Source organism: Gordonia hirsuta DSM 44140 = NBRC 16056 (assembly GCF_000333015.1).
In the GTDB taxonomy this organism is placed as follows: domain Bacteria; phylum Actinomycetota; class Actinomycetes; order Mycobacteriales; family Mycobacteriaceae; genus Gordonia; species Gordonia hirsuta.
In genome coordinates this window covers 1-15,357 of record NZ_BANT01000059.1, presented here as the reverse complement: position 1 = coordinate 15,357, position 15,357 = coordinate 1, and the positions used below count along the sequence as shown (strand labels likewise).

The 15,357-nt window shown below is 67.1% G+C and carries 14 protein-coding genes and 1 pseudogene; 6 read left to right on the top strand and 9 right to left on the bottom strand.

From position 1 onward, the window contains the following. Nucleotides 1-57 precede the first annotated feature (57 nt). The 5 genes from GOHSU_RS15545 to GOHSU_RS15525 form a co-directional block, all read right to left on the bottom strand. Complete coding sequence (locus tag GOHSU_RS15545) at nucleotides 58-1,281, bottom strand: acetate kinase (protein ID WP_005943930.1); 1,224 nt, start codon at nucleotides 1,279-1,281, stop codon at nucleotides 58-60. Then, nucleotides 1,278-3,371 carry a phosphate acetyltransferase gene (pta, locus tag GOHSU_RS15540; RefSeq protein ID WP_005943927.1) on the bottom strand — a complete coding sequence of 698 codons (2,094 nt, stop codon included), beginning with the start codon at nucleotides 3,369-3,371 and terminating at the stop codon, nucleotides 1,278-1,280. Before pta ends, GOHSU_RS15545 begins: the two co-directional genes overlap by 4 nt. A 48-nt stretch (nucleotides 3,372-3,419) precedes the next feature. Further along, nucleotides 3,420-3,968 carry a TetR/AcrR family transcriptional regulator gene (locus GOHSU_RS15535; protein ID WP_005943924.1) on the bottom strand — a complete coding sequence of 183 codons (549 nt, stop codon included), beginning with the start codon at nucleotides 3,966-3,968 and terminating at the stop codon, nucleotides 3,420-3,422. Nucleotides 3,969-3,970: 2 nt separating this feature from the next. Beyond that, nucleotides 3,971-4,360 (bottom strand): DUF5709 domain-containing protein, encoded by a 390-nt coding sequence (locus GOHSU_RS15530; RefSeq protein WP_005943921.1) that lies wholly within the window; start codon nucleotides 4,358-4,360, stop codon nucleotides 3,971-3,973. Between the two features lie 100 nt (nucleotides 4,361-4,460). Beyond that, nucleotides 4,461-5,363 carry a cation diffusion facilitator family transporter gene (locus GOHSU_RS15525; RefSeq protein ID WP_005943919.1) on the bottom strand — a complete coding sequence of 301 codons (903 nt, stop codon included), beginning with the start codon at nucleotides 5,361-5,363 and terminating at the stop codon, nucleotides 4,461-4,463. A gap of 128 nt (nucleotides 5,364-5,491) precedes the next feature. Between GOHSU_RS15525 and GOHSU_RS15520 the strand changes: the two genes are divergently transcribed. After that, nucleotides 5,492-6,037, top strand: coding sequence for a hypothetical protein (locus tag GOHSU_RS15520; RefSeq protein WP_005943916.1), 546 nt, complete (start codon nucleotides 5,492-5,494; stop codon nucleotides 6,035-6,037). A 12-nt stretch (nucleotides 6,038-6,049) separates the two neighbouring features. Here GOHSU_RS15520 and GOHSU_RS15515 read toward each other — a convergent pair whose 3' ends face one another. Then, nucleotides 6,050-6,625: an HdeD family acid-resistance protein gene (locus GOHSU_RS15515; protein WP_005943913.1), complete on the bottom strand. Its 576-nt coding sequence runs from the start codon at nucleotides 6,623-6,625 to the stop codon at nucleotides 6,050-6,052. A 23-nt stretch (nucleotides 6,626-6,648) separates the two neighbouring features. Here GOHSU_RS15515 and GOHSU_RS15510 point away from each other — a divergent pair, with 23 nt between their 5' ends. After that, nucleotides 6,649-7,482 carry a thioesterase family protein gene (locus GOHSU_RS15510; protein WP_005943910.1) on the top strand — a complete coding sequence of 278 codons (834 nt, stop codon included), beginning with the start codon at nucleotides 6,649-6,651 and terminating at the stop codon, nucleotides 7,480-7,482. A 43-nt stretch (nucleotides 7,483-7,525) separates the two neighbouring features. On the opposite strand, the gene GOHSU_RS15505 is transcribed toward GOHSU_RS15510, so the two are convergent. Then, complete coding sequence (locus tag GOHSU_RS15505; RefSeq protein WP_005943908.1) at nucleotides 7,526-8,146, bottom strand: DUF305 domain-containing protein; 621 nt, start codon at nucleotides 8,144-8,146, stop codon at nucleotides 7,526-7,528. Next, on the bottom strand, nucleotides 8,143-9,390 hold the full coding sequence (locus tag GOHSU_RS15500; RefSeq protein ID WP_005943905.1) for a phosphatase PAP2 family protein: 1,248 nt from the start codon (nucleotides 9,388-9,390) through the stop codon (nucleotides 8,143-8,145). Before GOHSU_RS15500 ends, GOHSU_RS15505 begins: the two co-directional genes overlap by 4 nt. A gap of 57 nt (nucleotides 9,391-9,447) precedes the next feature. Here GOHSU_RS15500 and GOHSU_RS15495 point away from each other — a divergent pair, with 57 nt between their 5' ends. Continuing rightward, the gene (locus GOHSU_RS15495; RefSeq protein ID WP_005943902.1) at nucleotides 9,448-10,215 is read left to right on the top strand and encodes a deoxyribonuclease IV; all 768 of its coding nucleotides are present in this window, start codon (nucleotides 9,448-9,450) and stop codon (nucleotides 10,213-10,215) included. A gap of 12 nt (nucleotides 10,216-10,227) precedes the next feature. Here the strand turns inward: GOHSU_RS15495 and GOHSU_RS15490 are convergent, their stop codons facing one another. Continuing rightward, nucleotides 10,228-11,631: a wax ester/triacylglycerol synthase domain-containing protein gene (locus tag GOHSU_RS15490; protein WP_245551770.1), complete on the bottom strand. Its 1,404-nt coding sequence runs from the start codon at nucleotides 11,629-11,631 to the stop codon at nucleotides 10,228-10,230. Nucleotides 11,632-11,834: 203 nt separating this feature from the next. Here GOHSU_RS15490 and GOHSU_RS15485 point away from each other — a divergent pair, with 203 nt between their 5' ends. The 3 genes and pseudogenes from GOHSU_RS15485 to GOHSU_RS15475 all read left to right on the top strand — a co-directional run. After that, on the top strand, nucleotides 11,835-13,664 hold the full coding sequence (locus GOHSU_RS15485; RefSeq protein ID WP_005943896.1) for an acyl-CoA dehydrogenase: 1,830 nt from the start codon (nucleotides 11,835-11,837) through the stop codon (nucleotides 13,662-13,664). Nucleotides 13,665-13,875: 211 nt separating this feature from the next. Beyond that, nucleotides 13,876-14,934 (top strand): zinc-dependent alcohol dehydrogenase family protein, encoded by a 1,059-nt coding sequence (locus tag GOHSU_RS15480; protein ID WP_005943893.1) that lies wholly within the window; start codon nucleotides 13,876-13,878, stop codon nucleotides 14,932-14,934. Nucleotides 14,935-14,985: 51 nt separating this feature from the next. Then, a pseudogene (locus GOHSU_RS15475) lies at nucleotides 14,986-15,357 on the top strand (hypothetical protein); the annotation flags it as partial.

The window sequence follows — 15,357 nt, the reverse complement described above, 5'->3', positions numbered from 1 at the left end:
GATTTCCAGGGTGCTGGGCGATCGGGGATCGTCGATCCTGCGGTCGATGAAGCGTGGTCAGGTGCCGGTGCCGGCGACGACCGCAGCCGATTGCCGCGCGATCGCCAGCTCCTCATTGGTCGGCACCACCAGGACGGCGACTTCGCCGGCGTCGGTCGAGATCCGCCGCGCCTCGTCAGAGCGTTCGGCGTTACGGACGGGATCGATCTCGATGCCGTACATCTGCAGATCGGCGAGGGAGTCGGCGCGCACGGCGGCGGCGTTCTCGCCCACGCCGGCGGTGAAGACGATCGCGTCCACGCGGCCGAGTTCGATCATGTACGCACCGATGTAGTGCCGGAGCCGGTGCAGGTACACGCGATAGGCCAGGGTTGCAGCCGGGTCCCCGGCGTCGACGCGTTCGAGGACGGCGCGGAAGTCGTTGTCGCCGCACAGTCCCTTGAGTCCGGACTGCTTGTTGTAAAGCTCGTCGATCTCGTCGATGGACATGTTCCCGACCCTGGCCAGCTGGAACGCGATTCCCGGATCGATGTCGCCGGTGCGAGTGCCCATCACCAGGCCCTCCAGCGGCGTCATCCCCATCGAGGTGTCGATCGGTGTGCCACCACGGACCGCCGAGATGGACGCGCCGTTGCCCAGGTGAAGCACGATCTGGTTGACCTCCGACGCGGGCCGGCCGAGGAACCGTGCGGCGTGTTCGGCGACGTACTGGTGGCTGGTGCCGTGAAACCCGTAACGGCGGATCGCGTACTTCTCGGCGGTCGCTGCGTCCAGGGCATACGTCGACGCCTCTTCGGGCAGGTCGTGGAAGAAGGCGGTATCGAAGATCGCCACCGCCGGGACATCCGGAAGCAGTGCCGAGACCGCCTCGATGCCGACCAGATTCGGCGGATTGTGCAGCGGCGCCAACGGAGACAGTCGTTCGATCTCGGAACGGATCTGGTCGTCGATCACCGTCGGGGCATGGAATCTCCGGCCCCCGTGAACGACGCGGTGCCCGACAGCCGCCAGTCCGATCTCGGACAGCGCGATGCCGTCTGAGTGCAGGAGTTCGGCGACCTGCTCGATCGCGGCCTGGTGATCAGGGAGCGGCACTTCCAGGTCGCGGCTGCGGCCCAGCGCCTCGTGTCTGATCCGTGCCCCGGTCGGTTCGCCGATCCGCTCGGCCAGACCGTCGGCATAGACCTGTCCGGTCTCTGGGTCGACGAGCTGGTACTTCAGCGACGACGAGCCGGCATTGACCACCAGGACGGCGCCCGGCGGGATCTCCACAGCACTCATGCTTCTGCCTTCTTCAGGTTCTGCGCCTGGATGGCGGTGATCGCCACCGTATTGACGATGTCGGAGACGAGTGCGCCCCGAGACAGGTCGTTCATGGGCTTGTTCAGGCCCTGCAGGACCGGGCCGATCGCGATCGCACCGGCGCTGCGCTGTACTGCCTTGTAGGTGTTGTTCCCGGTGTTCAGATCCGGGAAGATCAGCACGGTGGCCTTCCCGGCGACCGGGGAATCGGGCATCTTGGAGCTGGCGACCGAAGGCTCGATGGCCGCGTCGTACTGGATCGGCCCTTCGACCAGCAGTTCCGGTGCCCGCTCACGGACCAGTCCGGTGGCCGTGCGCACCTTGTCCACATCGGCGCCCGAGCCCGAACCGCCGGTCGAGTACGACAGCATCGCCACCCGCGGATCGATGCCGAAGGCGGCGGCGGTGCCGGCCGAGGAGATCGCGATATCGGCCAGTTCCTCGGCGGTCGGATCCGGAACGACGGCGCAGTCCCCGTAGGTGAGGACCTTGTCGGCCAGGCACATGAAGAAGACACTGGACACGGTCGAGACCCCCGGCTGGGTCTTGATGATCTCGAAAGCCGGACGCAACGTCTGGGCCGTGGTGTGCACGGCGCCGGAGACCATGCCGTCGACCATGCCGGTGTGCAGCATCATGGTGCCGAAGTAAGACTCGTCGAGCATCAGCTCGTGCGCCCGCTCCAGCGTCATCCCCTTGTGCTTGCGCAGTTCGGTGTAGACGGCCGCGAACTCGTCGACCAGTTCGCTGGTCAGCGGATCGAGGATGTCGACGTCCGACAGGTCGATTCCGAGTTCCTCGGCGCGGCGGCGCACCGAGTCCTCCTGGCCCAGGAGGGTCAGCCGGGCCACGCCGCGGCGCAGCAGCCGACCGGCCGCCCGCAGGATCCGGTCGTCGTCGCCCTCGGGCAGCACGATGTGCTGCAGATCAGACTTGGCCTGGGCCAGCAGTTGATACTCGAACATCTGCGGTGTCACCACGTCGCTGGAGTGCTGCTGCAGTTCGCTGAACTGATCGGCCGGCATATAGCGCTCCATCAGGGCCAGGGCGGCGTCGATCTTGCGCACCGAGCCGGCGGAGATCCGGCCGCGGGTGGAGGCGCAGATGCGGGCGGTGTCGTAGGTGCCGTAGGGGCATTGCAGGATCGGCAGCGTCGGGCGCAGACCCGTGACCAGGGCGTCGATCATCGGGTGCGGTTTCAGTCCGCCGTTGAGGATGATGCCGGCCAATCGGGGGAAGCCCTGGGCGGCGTTGGCATTGACCAGCGCCAGCAGCACGTCCGAGCGGTCGGCGGGGGCGATCACCGCCATCGACTCGCTCAGCCGTTCCAGAATGTGCTCGACGGTCATCCCGCCGACCATCACATCGATCGCCTCGCGCTCGAGCAGTTCTTCGTCTCCGCTGTACAGGGTCGCGTCCAGCGCGGTCGACAGCTCGGCCATGGTGGGAGCGAACAGGACCGGCTCCTCCGGCAGCGCCCAGGCCCGGTACCCGGTTTCGGCGATCAACGTCGCGATCTCGGCCAGGTGATGGGGCTCGGAGCGATTGGCCACCACCCCGGCGACCGAGGCATGGGAGGCCCTGATGTCGGCGGTGAGCATCTCCACCATCGCCTTGACCTCGCGCGGCGTCTTATCGAGCGCCTTGACCACCAGCAACAGCGGCGCCGACAGGTTCGCCGCGATGCGCGCGTTGTAGCTCAACTCCGACGGGGAGGCCACGTCGGTGTAGTCCGATCCCAGGATCAGCACGGTGTCGCATTGGGCCGCGACGGCGTGGTAGCGGGTGACGATCTCGGTGATGGCCCCGTCCGGGTCGGCGTGCACATCGTTGTAGGTGACGCCGATGCAGTCGGCGTAGGGGATGTCGACGGAGGTGTACTCGATCAGCAGGTCCAGGACGTAATCTCGGGCACCGGCCGCGGCCCGGGAGATGGGCCGGAAGACCCCGACCCGTCCGCCTGCGGCAAGCTGCACCAGAACCCCGAGCGCGACCGTCGATTTACCCGAATCCCCTTCGGCCGAAGCGATGTAGAGACCGCTGGCAGAACCGGTTCCGTTGCCTGTCATGGGGCCAGCGTAACGTCGCGGCGCACGGTGCGGGTGCAGGCCTCGCTGCTAGCGAACGATCGCCCGGACCACCAGCTCGGCGATCTCCGAATCGCTCATCGCACTCTTGGGCATCAACATGCACGAGTACGCCGTCCGGACCATGAACTCCACACCGCCGCGGGCGTCGGGATAGAGCTGCTGCGCCTCGTCCTCGTCGAGCTCGGGCAGCACCGCGTCGACGACCCGTTCGATCAACGACGGCGACTCCAGATCGTCTCCGGTCACCAGGGAGCCGACCAGGACATCGGGTTCGTTGACGAGCACGTACTGCAATGCCTCGTGGGTCCGCATGTACTGCAGCCCGTTGACGAATCGCGTGTGGATCCGGGTGCGCACATCGGGTGCGTCCGCGCCCCAGGCGACCAGGTACTCCTTCAGGCAGGTCAGTTCCCGTTCGACGATGGCATCGACGAGCGCATCACGGCCACCGAACATCCGGTAGGCGGTGGCGCGGGCGACGCCGGCCTGCCGGGCCACCGACGTCAGGCTCAGTGCCCTGGCGCCGAACTTCGAGATGAGGTTGACGCCGACCTCGACAAGACGATCCGAATCCATGCCTACTGATCGTCGTCGATGACGTGTATCGCGGCTTCTTCGGCCGAGGCGCCGGCACCGTCGACACCGGCGTCACTGGCCAGCATCTGTGCGTCGACGTCTCGTTCGGTACCCAGGTCCGGTGCGACCAGCCGGCCGGCCCGCCGGTCCCCGATCTCGTCCCCGGAGGGGTAGTCCGGGTCGCGTTCGGCGTCGACGTCGTCGAAGACATCGGGCTCTTCGTCTGACAGCCGTTCGCTGAGGTTCTCGTGTTCGGGGTGAGCGTGGGGGCGACGATCCGGCGGTGAGTACCCGCGATCGAGGACGTCGCTCAGCTCCTTGTCCTCGAGCGTGTCCTCGGGCTGCAGCTGCTCGGTCACGAAATCGCCGTCGTCGTCGGTCTCGTCATTCATGCCCTCAACCCTAACGGCTGGCGACCGGCGCCGGGAGCGAGCGGGCCGAAGCACCACCGGCGCCGGGAGCGGAGCGAGCGGGCCGAAGCACCATCGGCAGTCAGCGGCGCCACGGCTCGTAGGCCCGCGGGTCCTCGATAGGTTCCAGGTGGACGGTGACGATCAGACCCGGCAGCTCCGAACGCAGGGCCGCTTCGACCTGCTCGACCCGATCGTGACCCTGCTGAACCGACCAGTCGCCGGGCACGAGCATGTGCATCTGGACAAAGCGCAGTCGTCCCGATTCCCGGGAGCGGACATCGTGGAAATCGATCTCGCCGGTGCGGAACCGGTCCAGGGTCTGGTCGATCTCCGCCTGGTCCTCCGGCGTCAGGGCGGCGTCCATCAGACCCGCGGCCGACCTCCGGATCAGCAGGTACCCGACGACCAGGATGTTGATCGCGACGGCGATGGCGACGATCGAGTCCAGCGGCAGCCAGCCGGTCCAGGCCACCAGCCCGACGCCGACGACCACGCCGACGGTGGTCCACACGTCGGTCAGCAGGTGTTTGCCGTCGGCTTCCAGGGTGATCGACCGGTGGCTGCGACCCACCCGGATCAGCAGCAGCGCCACGACCCCGTTGAGTACGGATGCGACGACCGCGATCAGCAGACCCAGACCGATCGACTCGAGTTCTCGCGGGTGCAGCAGTCGTTCGACGGCGGTGTAGATGATCACCCCGGCGGCGACCACGATCATGACGCCTTCGATCACCGCAGAAAAGTACTCACTCTTGGCGTGGCCGAACTGATGTTCGTCGTCGGCCGGACGGGCCGCGATCCGCAGCGCGATGAACGCGACCACCGCAGCCACCAGGTTCACCACCGATTCGGCGGCATCGGAGAGCAGACCGACCGATCCGGTGAGCAGCCAGGCGGTCGTCTTCAGTGCGATGGTGACCACGGCGACGGCGATGCTCAGCATCGCCCAGCGACTCAGGTCCTTGCCCGCCACTTGATCCATGCCCCTCATCTAACCCTGGTGCCGGCGGGTCCGGGCTCGGCCCACCGGCGGGCGGGACGACCTGCGGAAATTCGTCTCATTTCCGCCGAGCGCACCCGCCGCGGACCGTCTCCAGGCAGGCTGGAGGCATGCTCGACGAGCTGGAAGCCCAGGCCCGGTCGATGTATGCCGCCGGTGACTATTCGCAAGCGCTCGCGGAGTTCTCGGTGCTCCGCGAGGTGCGCGCACGCCGCGAGGGGCCCTACTCGGTCAAATATCTTCGCGCCCTGCACGATTCGGTGCGTTGCATGCGGCCGCTGAAACTGTGGCAGGACACCGACCGGTTGTGCCGCGAGTTGCACGGGAAGTATCTGCGCACCCTCGGCCGGGCCGAGGCCGCCACCGTCGACGTCGCCAAACACTGGGCCTGGGCGCTGCTGCATCTGGACGCGATCGCCGGAGCCGTCGAACTGTATGTGCGCACCGCCGATGCGCTCTGGGACAGCGATGAGTCGTCGGCGCGTCGGCTGCTGGGGATCGCAGCGGTGCACAGCGACGTCGCCGATCCACTGACGGATCTGTCGCTGACCCACACCACCGAACTCGCCGAGGCTCTGGATCACCTGAGCGTCCTGCTCGACGACGCGTCCGGCGCCGCACCGCCGATCGATTTCGACGGCGCGACGCCGGGTTGATCTGCGGCCGGATCAGTCGGTCGCTGCGGTGGGAACCTTCTTCGGCAAGGTGACCAGCGTGACGACGCTGACGATCACCAGCAACAGGCCCATCAGCCACATGATGGCCGGGAGAGTGACGCCGGGAGAGTAGACCAGCATGACGATGCCGGCCGCCACCGAGATGACCCCACCGACGATCACCAGCCAGCGCGGTGCCACCGCCGCGTCGGCGACCGAGCCGAAGATGTCCTGGAAGCCGCCGAAGATCCAGCCGACGCCGATGAAGATCGCCAGCATCCACCAGGCGTCCTCGGGGCTGATCACCGCGACCACACCGCAGACCACCATCAGGATGCCCAGCACCAGCATCAGCGCTCGCAGGGCGAAGCTCAGCCCGACGGCAGCGAAGGAGAAGAACAGCCGGTACAGCCCGGCGACGATCAGTGCGATACCGAACAGCAGCCCCGCCACGAAGACGGTCAGGCCCGGCAGGACCATGATCAGCACGCCCAGGACGATGCCGACGACGGCGGAGAAGAGCAGGCCCGAGCGGACGGCATTGACCGCTTCGGCGGGCAGCCCGAGACGTACTTGTTGATTGATCATCGCCAAAGCGTAACGTCAGCCCAATGGCCGAGTACACCTTCTTCACCCAAGACGACCGGAGTCGTTATCTGCCGACGCCGATGGCGTTGAGTCTGTGGGGTCCAGACGCATTGAACGGGCCGGCGGTGTGCAGCGTCGCCGCTCACACCGTCGAGTCCGAACACCGCCGCGACGGCTGGCGACCGGCCCGGTTCACCATCGAACTGTTCAAGTCCGCACGCCGGCTGCCGACCGTGGTCCACACGCACGTCGAGCGCGCCGGCGGCCGGATCATGGTGGTCGGCTTCGAGGTGGTGCAGCAGGAGAACGACGAGGACATCCTGGTCGCCAAGGGCGTGACGGTGTTCCTGCGGGAGAGCACCGACCCGCCGGGGGCACGGTGGCAGCGACCGGCCGACGAGCTCACCTTTATGCCGCCGGCGATCGCCGACGACGATCCCCGGCCCTGGTTCGGTGGGGACGCCGGCTGGAGCCACGAGATGACCGATTACCAGAACGCCGGGCGGCACCGGATGTGGTCCAAGCCGATCCCGGTGTGCCCTGCGGCACCGCTGACGCCGTTTCAGCGTGCGGTGATCACCGCCGAGTCGGCGAGCCTGATGACCAACTGGGGAGAAGGCGGCATCGGCTTCATCAACGGCGATCTGACGGTCGCCCTGGCACGGTTGCCTCAGGGCGACCGGGTCGGCGTCGAAGCCGACACGCATCTGTCGTCCGACGGTATCTCGGTCGGCACCGTCTCCCTGTACGACCAGACCGGACCGTTCGGGACGGCGACGGTGACCGCGCTGGCGAACACCCACGCGATGATCGACTTCGCGAACCGCCCGCGGCCGCCGATCTGGTCCGCCGAATAGCGATGCCCGAACAGCGCCGCGCCGAGCGCAGTGGTCGGCGCGCCTAATCCAGGTGCTCGCGCATCTCGGTGATCTCGGCCTGCTGCGAATCGATGATCTGCTGGGCCAGGGTGCGCATCTGCGGATTCTGGCCCTGGGCGAGTTCGGTGCGGGCCATCGAGACCGCACCCTCGTGGTGCGCGATCATCATGGTGATCCACTCACGGTCGAAGGCCTCCCCCGACAGCGACGCCAGATGCGTCATCTGTTCCGGAGTCATCATGCCGTCCATATCGTGGTGGACGGTGAGGTCCGGCAGCGGCTGATCCCAGGACTGCAGCGCCTGGCTCATCTGGTCGATCTCCGGCTGCTGGGCCGCCTTGACCTTGGCGGCGAACTCGATCAGCCATGCGTTCTGGGTTCGGGTCGGCACCAGATCTGCCATCTCCACGGCCTGGGCGTGGTGGGGAATCATCATCGCCGCGAAGTCGACATCGGCCGAGTTCACCTGTGGCGCGACCGAGGTCGGTGAGCCGCTCGCCGGCGAGTGCGGCTGCGATTGACCGGCAGCCGCGGCATGGTCGTCATGGGTGTCGTCGGAACCGCAGGCGACGAGCAGCCCCGCGGTGGCCAGGGCCGTCGCGGTCAGTGCGAATCGGCGGGTGAAAGTGCGCGAAGTGGTCATGGTTCCACTTGTACTCGGACACCGGTATCCTCGGCCACCGCCCGGGCGACCGCCTGCTCGCGTTCGGCCTCCTGTTCGGCGGCTCGCCGGCGATTGCGCGGCTGCACGTACCGACGGTCGACGAACTCCATGGTGCCCACCACCAGGGCGGCGATGAGCCAGCCCAAGATGATGTCGAAGACGTAGTGCTCGGCCGTGTACACCAGCGCGAAGGCCATGACGACGGCGTATCCCATGAACAGTGTTCTGCCCAGCGCTTTGGTGCGCGGCCACATGAACAGGGCGAGCATCATCGTCAGACCCGCATGCAGAGACGGGATCGCCGCCACCAGATTCGCCTTCTGCTGACCGATCTTGAGCAGCTCCCCGGCATTGGCCAGCCCCAGCACCCGCCAGCCGCGCCACGAGATGCGCTCGACGCGGTCCTCGGCGCCGTCGTGCACCGGCTCCACGGTCCCCAGGATGTTGTCGGGAACCCGCTTGTCCTCGTACATGCAGGCAGGATCGCGCGGGTAGTCGGCGACCTGCTCGGCGGTGCAGCGGGCAGCGGCCCACGGCGGGGCGCCGGGCACCAGGGTGTAGCCGACGAGTCCGATGAAGCTGGTTGCGATGAAGCAGATCGCGAACCGGCGCCAGGTCGCCCGGTTGCGGATCCACAGCACGCCGGCGGTGACGTACGGGACCAGGAAGTACGAGATGTAGATGACGCTGACGACCACTTCCCACCAGGGCGGGTCGGGAAACTTGAGGTAGGTCTGCAGCCACACCGTCGGGTTGACCCCGAACAGCCAGATGTCGAAGTCGTTGGCCAGGTGCCAGTGCGTGGGCATGTTCAGCCAGACCGCGACATTGCGCGTCCAGTCGTACAGCATCAGGATCAGCACGAACGGCAGCCAGTCGATCAGCACGGTGATCGCCCGGCGCCGGCCGATGGTCGCCGCAGCCATTCCGAACGCCATGAACAGGATCAACCGGGTGCGTTCGAAGGCGATGCCGTGGGCGGCGAATTCGAAGCCGACGGCCACCGCCCACACCAGGAGCAGCGATCGCCTGACCCACGTGAGGTCGCGACCCTTCTCCTCCACCACCACGATCGGTTGCTCGACCGGCCCGGCCGCAGCAGCGAGGGCGTCAACGGGCGGGGCGGCGGATTCGGTGCCGGACGCACCGGCCTGCTGCGGACCGGCCGGGCTCTCAAGCCCCTTCTCCCCTGCGGGGCGAGTGCCCGAGCCGTTGATAGTCACCGGGTCAGACTACAGGGTTGCCATACCCGACAATCTGGACACGATTATCGTGGGAGCATGCGCCTTGGAGCCCACCTGCGTCAGGACGAGAACCCGATCACCACCGCCGAGGAACTCGGTGTCGACATCTTTCAGATGTTCGTCACCGACCCGCAGAAGTGGAACAAACCGCAACCGCATCCCCACGCCGCCCAGATACGGGAGTCGCCGATCGACGTCGTGGTGCACTCGAGCTATCAGATCAACGTCGCCAGCCTGAACAACCGGCTGCGGATGCCCTCGCGCAAGGCCGTCGAACAGCAGGCGCAGGCCGCGGCCGATCTGGGTGCGATCGGTCTGGTGGTCCACGGCGGCCACCTGCGCGAGGGCGAGGATCCGGCCGAGGGTTTCGCCAACTGGCGCAAACTCTTCGAGCGCCAACAGGACAAGGGCGGATTCGCCGTCCCGATCTTCATCGAGAACACCGCGGGCGGCAATCATGCGATGGCCCGGACTCTGGAATCGATCGAGCGGCTGTGGGACGCCGTCGGCGATTTCGAGCAGGCCGGATTCTGCCTGGACACCTGCCACGCCTGGGCCGGCGGTGAGGACCTGATCGGTCTGGTGGAGCGGATCCGCGACATCACCGGCCGGATCGACCTGGTGCACCTGAACAACTCGCGCGACGAGTTCGATTCCGGCCGCGACCGGCACGCGAACCTGGAGTCCGGTCACATCGCCCCGGATGTCCTGGCCGAGCTGATGGTGCAGGCCGATGCCCCCACCATCCTGGAGACACCCACCGAGGGGATCCCCGACGACCTGGCGTACCTGCGCAGCCTGTAGCCGCGCCGCCGGTCACACCGCCTGCGCCAGGCGCGCCATCTCTTTGACTTCGGCGTCGAAGGCCGCGACCAGCGCTTCGGGGTCCGGCACCCGGCGCTGGTCGGCCTTGAAACCCACCCACACGGTGCCGTCGTAGGTGAAGACCGAGATGCCCAGGGTCTGATCGCCGGCCGTCGGCACCCAGGCCAGGGTGCCGCGGATCCGGGTACCGGCCAGATACCGGCTGCCCCGGGGGCCGGGCACGTTGGTGGTCACCCCGATCGCCTTGCTGGAGAAGAAGTCGACCAGCAGGCGTTCGATCTCCTTGGTGGTCTGCCCGATCGCCCAGATGGTGCTGAATACGATCGGCACTTCGGCCGAGTTCTTGATCTCCTCCATCCGCCGGTGCGTCTGCGCGATCCGCTCGAGCAGTTCTTCGGTCGCCGAGGGGTACTCGACGACGACGAGCGCGAAGTCGTTGCCCAGTTCCGCCGGCAACGGCGCATCCAGCGGGCGGACATTCACCGGCACCATCGTCGGCAGATCGCGACGCCGCCCGTCGCGGCCGGCGACATAGGTCCCCAGCGCTCCGGCCACGGTCGCCATGAGCACATCGTTCACCGTTGTTCCGGTGTGACGGCCCAACCGTTTGACGTCGGCGAGCGCAAACGGCTCGGCCCAGACCGCGCGCTTGGCGACGCCGGGGCTACCGCTGAGCGGACCGACCGGCGGATCGGCCAGAAAGAGCTTGTTCGTGATCTTGCCCAGCCGTTCCGCCTGTCGCAGCGCGGCAGTGACCGCCTGGACCCCGCCGTACGCCGTTTGAAGCGAGAACAGGTCCGGGATCCGCCGCGCCCATCGGATCGGCGCCGTCACCGCCCGGCCCACCGAGGCGGCAGACGGCAGGAATTCGCCGCGCCGGGCGTCGGTCGCCGGCCCGGCCGCCGGCTCGCCGGTTCCCAGATCACCGTCGGCCGTCGCCGAGGTCAACGACAACATCACCTGATTCAGCGCCAGCCCGTCCGCCATGCAGTGGTGGATCCGGCTGTATAGGACCGCGCCGTGCCGGTAGCCGTCGATCAGATGCGCCTGCCACAGCGGCCGGTCCTTCGGTAGCGGCTGCACCAGCTGGCTCTCGACATACCGCTGCAGGGTGTCGTCGTCGCCGTCGGGCAGCCTATGGCGCACCAGCTGGCGCTCGAGGGTGAAGTCCGGATCGTCACGCCAGCGCGGCGGACCGAGCCTGAACCGCGGCGCAGTCACCCGCTGCGCGAACGGCCGATACCGCTCGATCAGCTCGCGTTCGAGCAGTCCGACGACGCGGTCCCAGTCGACGGACCCGTCGAGCACCATCAGCGAGTCGATCACCATCAGGTTCTCGGGGGAGTCCATATGCAGCCAGATCGCATCGACCGGCCCCATGTTTCTCGTGGTCACAACTCGATTCTCGCACCGGAGACGCTTCGACGAAGGAAGATGGAGGACGCCGGAGAGAGGACCCGCCAACTACCGCTTGCAATTGTAAGCACGAACACATATCCGCAGGTTGTCCACTCCGGACGGGGCAGGTATTCTGTGCCTTGTTACCGGCAAGTAACTTGTCTGGTCAGCCCTCCCTGACGAACTGAGATAGGAAGACCATGGGCCACTACAAGTCCAATCTGCGCGACCTGCACTTCAACCTCTTCGAGATGTACGAGCTGGACAAGGTGCTCGAATCCGGCGAGTTCGGCGACCTGGATCACGACACCGCCGTCGACATGCTCCGCGAGGTCAAGACCCTCGCCGAGGGTCCGATCGCCGCATCCTTCGCCGAGGCGGACCGCAATCCCCCGGTCTTCGACCCGGCCGACCACTCGGTCACCATCCCCGAGGACTTCGCCGCGTCGTACAACGCCTTCATCGAGGCCGGCTGGGACAAGGTCGGCGTCACCGAGGAGCTGGGCGGCCTGCCCGCCCCGCGGTCGCTGTACTGGGCCCTGGGCGAGATGATCCTGGGCGCCAACCCGCCGGTGTTCATGTACGCCGCCGGCTCGGGCTTCGCGAACATCTTCTACGACAACGGCACCGATGAGCAGAAGAAGTGGGCCACCATCTGCTCCGAGCGCGGCTGGGGCGCCACCATGGTGCTCACCGAGCCGGACGCCGGTTCCGATGTGGGCGCCGGCACCACCAAGGCGATCAAGCAGGAAGACGGCACCTGGCACATCGAGGGCGTCAAGCGCTTCATCACCTCGGCCGACCAGGACATGACCGAGAACATCTTCCACCTGGTGCTGGCCCGCCCCGAGGGCGCAGGCCCCGGCACCAAGGGTCTGTCCCTGTTCTTCGTGCCGAAGTTCCACTTCGATCACGAGACCGGCGAACTGGGCGAGCGCAACGGAGCCTTCGTGACCGGCCTCGAGCACAAGATGGGCATCAAGGCCTCGGCGACCTGTGAGGTCACCTTCGGCCAGCACGGCACCCCCGCCGTGGGCTGGCTCGTCGGCGAGACCCATTCGGGCATCGCCCAGATGTTCGACGTCATCGAGCACGCTCGCATGATGGTCGGCACCAAGGCCATCTCGACTCTGTCGACCGGTTACCTCAATGCGCTGGACTACGCCAAGCAGCGTGTCCAGGGTGCCGACCTGACCCAGATGACCGACAAGGCCGCTCCGCGCGTCACCATCACCCACCACCCGGATGTGCGTCGCGCTCTGATGACCCAGAAGGCCTACGCCGAGGGGCTGCGCGCGGTGTACCTCTACACCGCGTCGCATCAGGATCCGGTGGCGGCGAGCATCGTCTCCGGCGCCGACACCGAGATGGCGCACAAGGTCAACGACCTGCTGCTCCCGATCGTCAAGGGTGTCGGCTCCGAGCGCGCCTACGAGAAGCTGACCGAATCGCTGCAGACCCTGGGCGGCTCGGGCTTCCTGCAGGACTACCCGATCGAGCAGTACATCCGTGACTCGAAGATCGACTCGCTGTACGAGGGCACCACCGCCATCCAGGCGCAGGACTTCTTCTTCCGCAAGATCATCCGCGACAAGGGCCAGGCCCTGGGTCACGTCGCCGGCCAGATCAACGCCACCATCGAGGCGGCTGCCGACGAGCGTCTTACGGCCGAGTACGCGCTGCTCAAGACCGCTCTGGAAGACGTCCAGGCGATGGCTGCAACGCTCACCGGCTGGCTGATGTCGGCACAGGAGGACGCCACGCAGCTGTACAAGATCGGTACCGGCTCGGTCCGCTTCCTGATGGCCGTGGGCGATCTGGTGATCGGCTGGCTGCTGCTGCGCCAGGCAGAGGTCGCACTGAAGGCACTGGATGCCGGCGCCTCCGGCGATGACAAGCCGTTCTACGAGGGCAAGGTCGCTTCTGCCACCTTCTTCGCCAAGAACATGCTGCCGCTGCTCACCGCGGTCCGCGGCACCGTGGAGAACGTCGACAACGACATCATGGAGCTGGACGAAGCCGCTTTCTAAGGCGCCCGTCCCGTCTGCGACGGAAAGTTCCGGCACGACGAAGAACCCCGCCCATCGGGCGGGGTTCTTCGCATCCGGTCATCGGCCGACGAGCCCTTGGTCCTCGTTCTCCCGCAAACAGACCCCGTTCTCCCGTAAACGACGACGCCGGCGTGCTGCTGGTGCCTACGGTCGAAACAAGCCCCTGGACGACTCGGAGAAGGACCACACCATGAAGGCACTCGTGTACCACGGCCCCGGCAAGAAATCCTGGGACGACGTTCCGGACCCGAAGATCCTGGAACCGACCGACGTCATTGTCAAGACCGATGCGACCACGATCTGCGGCACCGACCTGCACATCCTCAAAGGCGACGTCCCCGCCGTCACCCCGGGCCGGATCCTCGGACACGAAGGGGTCGGCACCATCACCGAGATCGGCGATGCCGTCACCACCCTGAAGGTGGGCGACCAGGTGATCCTCTCGTGCGTCAGCGCCTGCGGCAAGTGCATCTACTGCAAGCAGGGCGTGTACTCGCATTGCCAGGCCCCCGAGGGCGCCCCCGGTATCGGCTGGATCTTCGGTCACCTGATCGACGGCACCCAGGCCGAATACGTGCGGGTGCCGTTCGCCGAGAACTCGGTCTACAAGCTGCCCGAGACCGTTTCCCCCGAGCAGGGGGTGATCCTGTCGGACATCCTGCCGACCGGCCACGAGATCGGTGTGCAGTACGGCAACGTGAAGGCCGGCGATGTGGTCGCCGTCGTCGGGGCCGGCCCGGTCGGCCTGGCCGCGATCGCCACCAGCAAGCTCTACGGCCCCAGCAAGGTGGTCGCCCTGGACCTGGACGCCAACCGCATCGAACAGGCCCGGAAGTTCGGCGCGACCGACGGCGTCTTGTCCTCGGACCCGGACTGGAAGGACCAGGTCCTCGCGCTGACCGACGGGCTGGGTGTGGACGTGGCCATCGAGGCGGTTGGGATTCCGGCGACCTGGCAGATGTGCGTCGATCTGATCCGCCCGGCCGGCACCATCGCCAACGTCGGTGTGCACGGCACCTCGGTGGAGCTGGCTCTGCAGGATCTGTGGATCAGCAACATCGACATCTCGATGGGACTGGTCAACACCAACACCCTGGGCACCCTGCTGAAGATGGTTGCCAGCCGTCAGCTCGATCCGGACGTGTTCATCAGCCACCGGTTCGCACTGGGCGACATCATGGAGGCCTACGAGGTCTTCGAGAACGCCGCTGAGACCAAGGCGCTGAAGGTGATCCTCGCCGCCGGCTGATCCGGCCGACCGGTGTCGGCGGGGGCAGCAGCGCGAACTAGAGTTCCGGTCATGCGTACGAAGCTCCTCGTCGGGATCCTGCTGCCCCTGTTCCTGGCACTCGGGCTGTCGGCGGCCCCGGCCCGAGCCGACGAACGGCTGCCCATCGGCATCCTGCCGAAAGACCTCAGCTGCGCCTGGCTGAGCTTCCCGGGCCGCGCCGGCGCCTGGCCGGTCCCGCTGCACGCACCCAACCCCGGAATCGGTCTGCTCACCATGCCCCGGGCCCCGCAGAACGTGCAGAAGGCACTGCCGCCACGGATCCACCTGCGCACGCAGCAGTCCGGTTTCAACACCGTGTGGCAGTTCGCCCTCTACCGGGGCAATCTGTACGTGAAGTCGGCCAAGGGCGCCGGGGACTGGCGTATCGCCCCGACTCCGCAA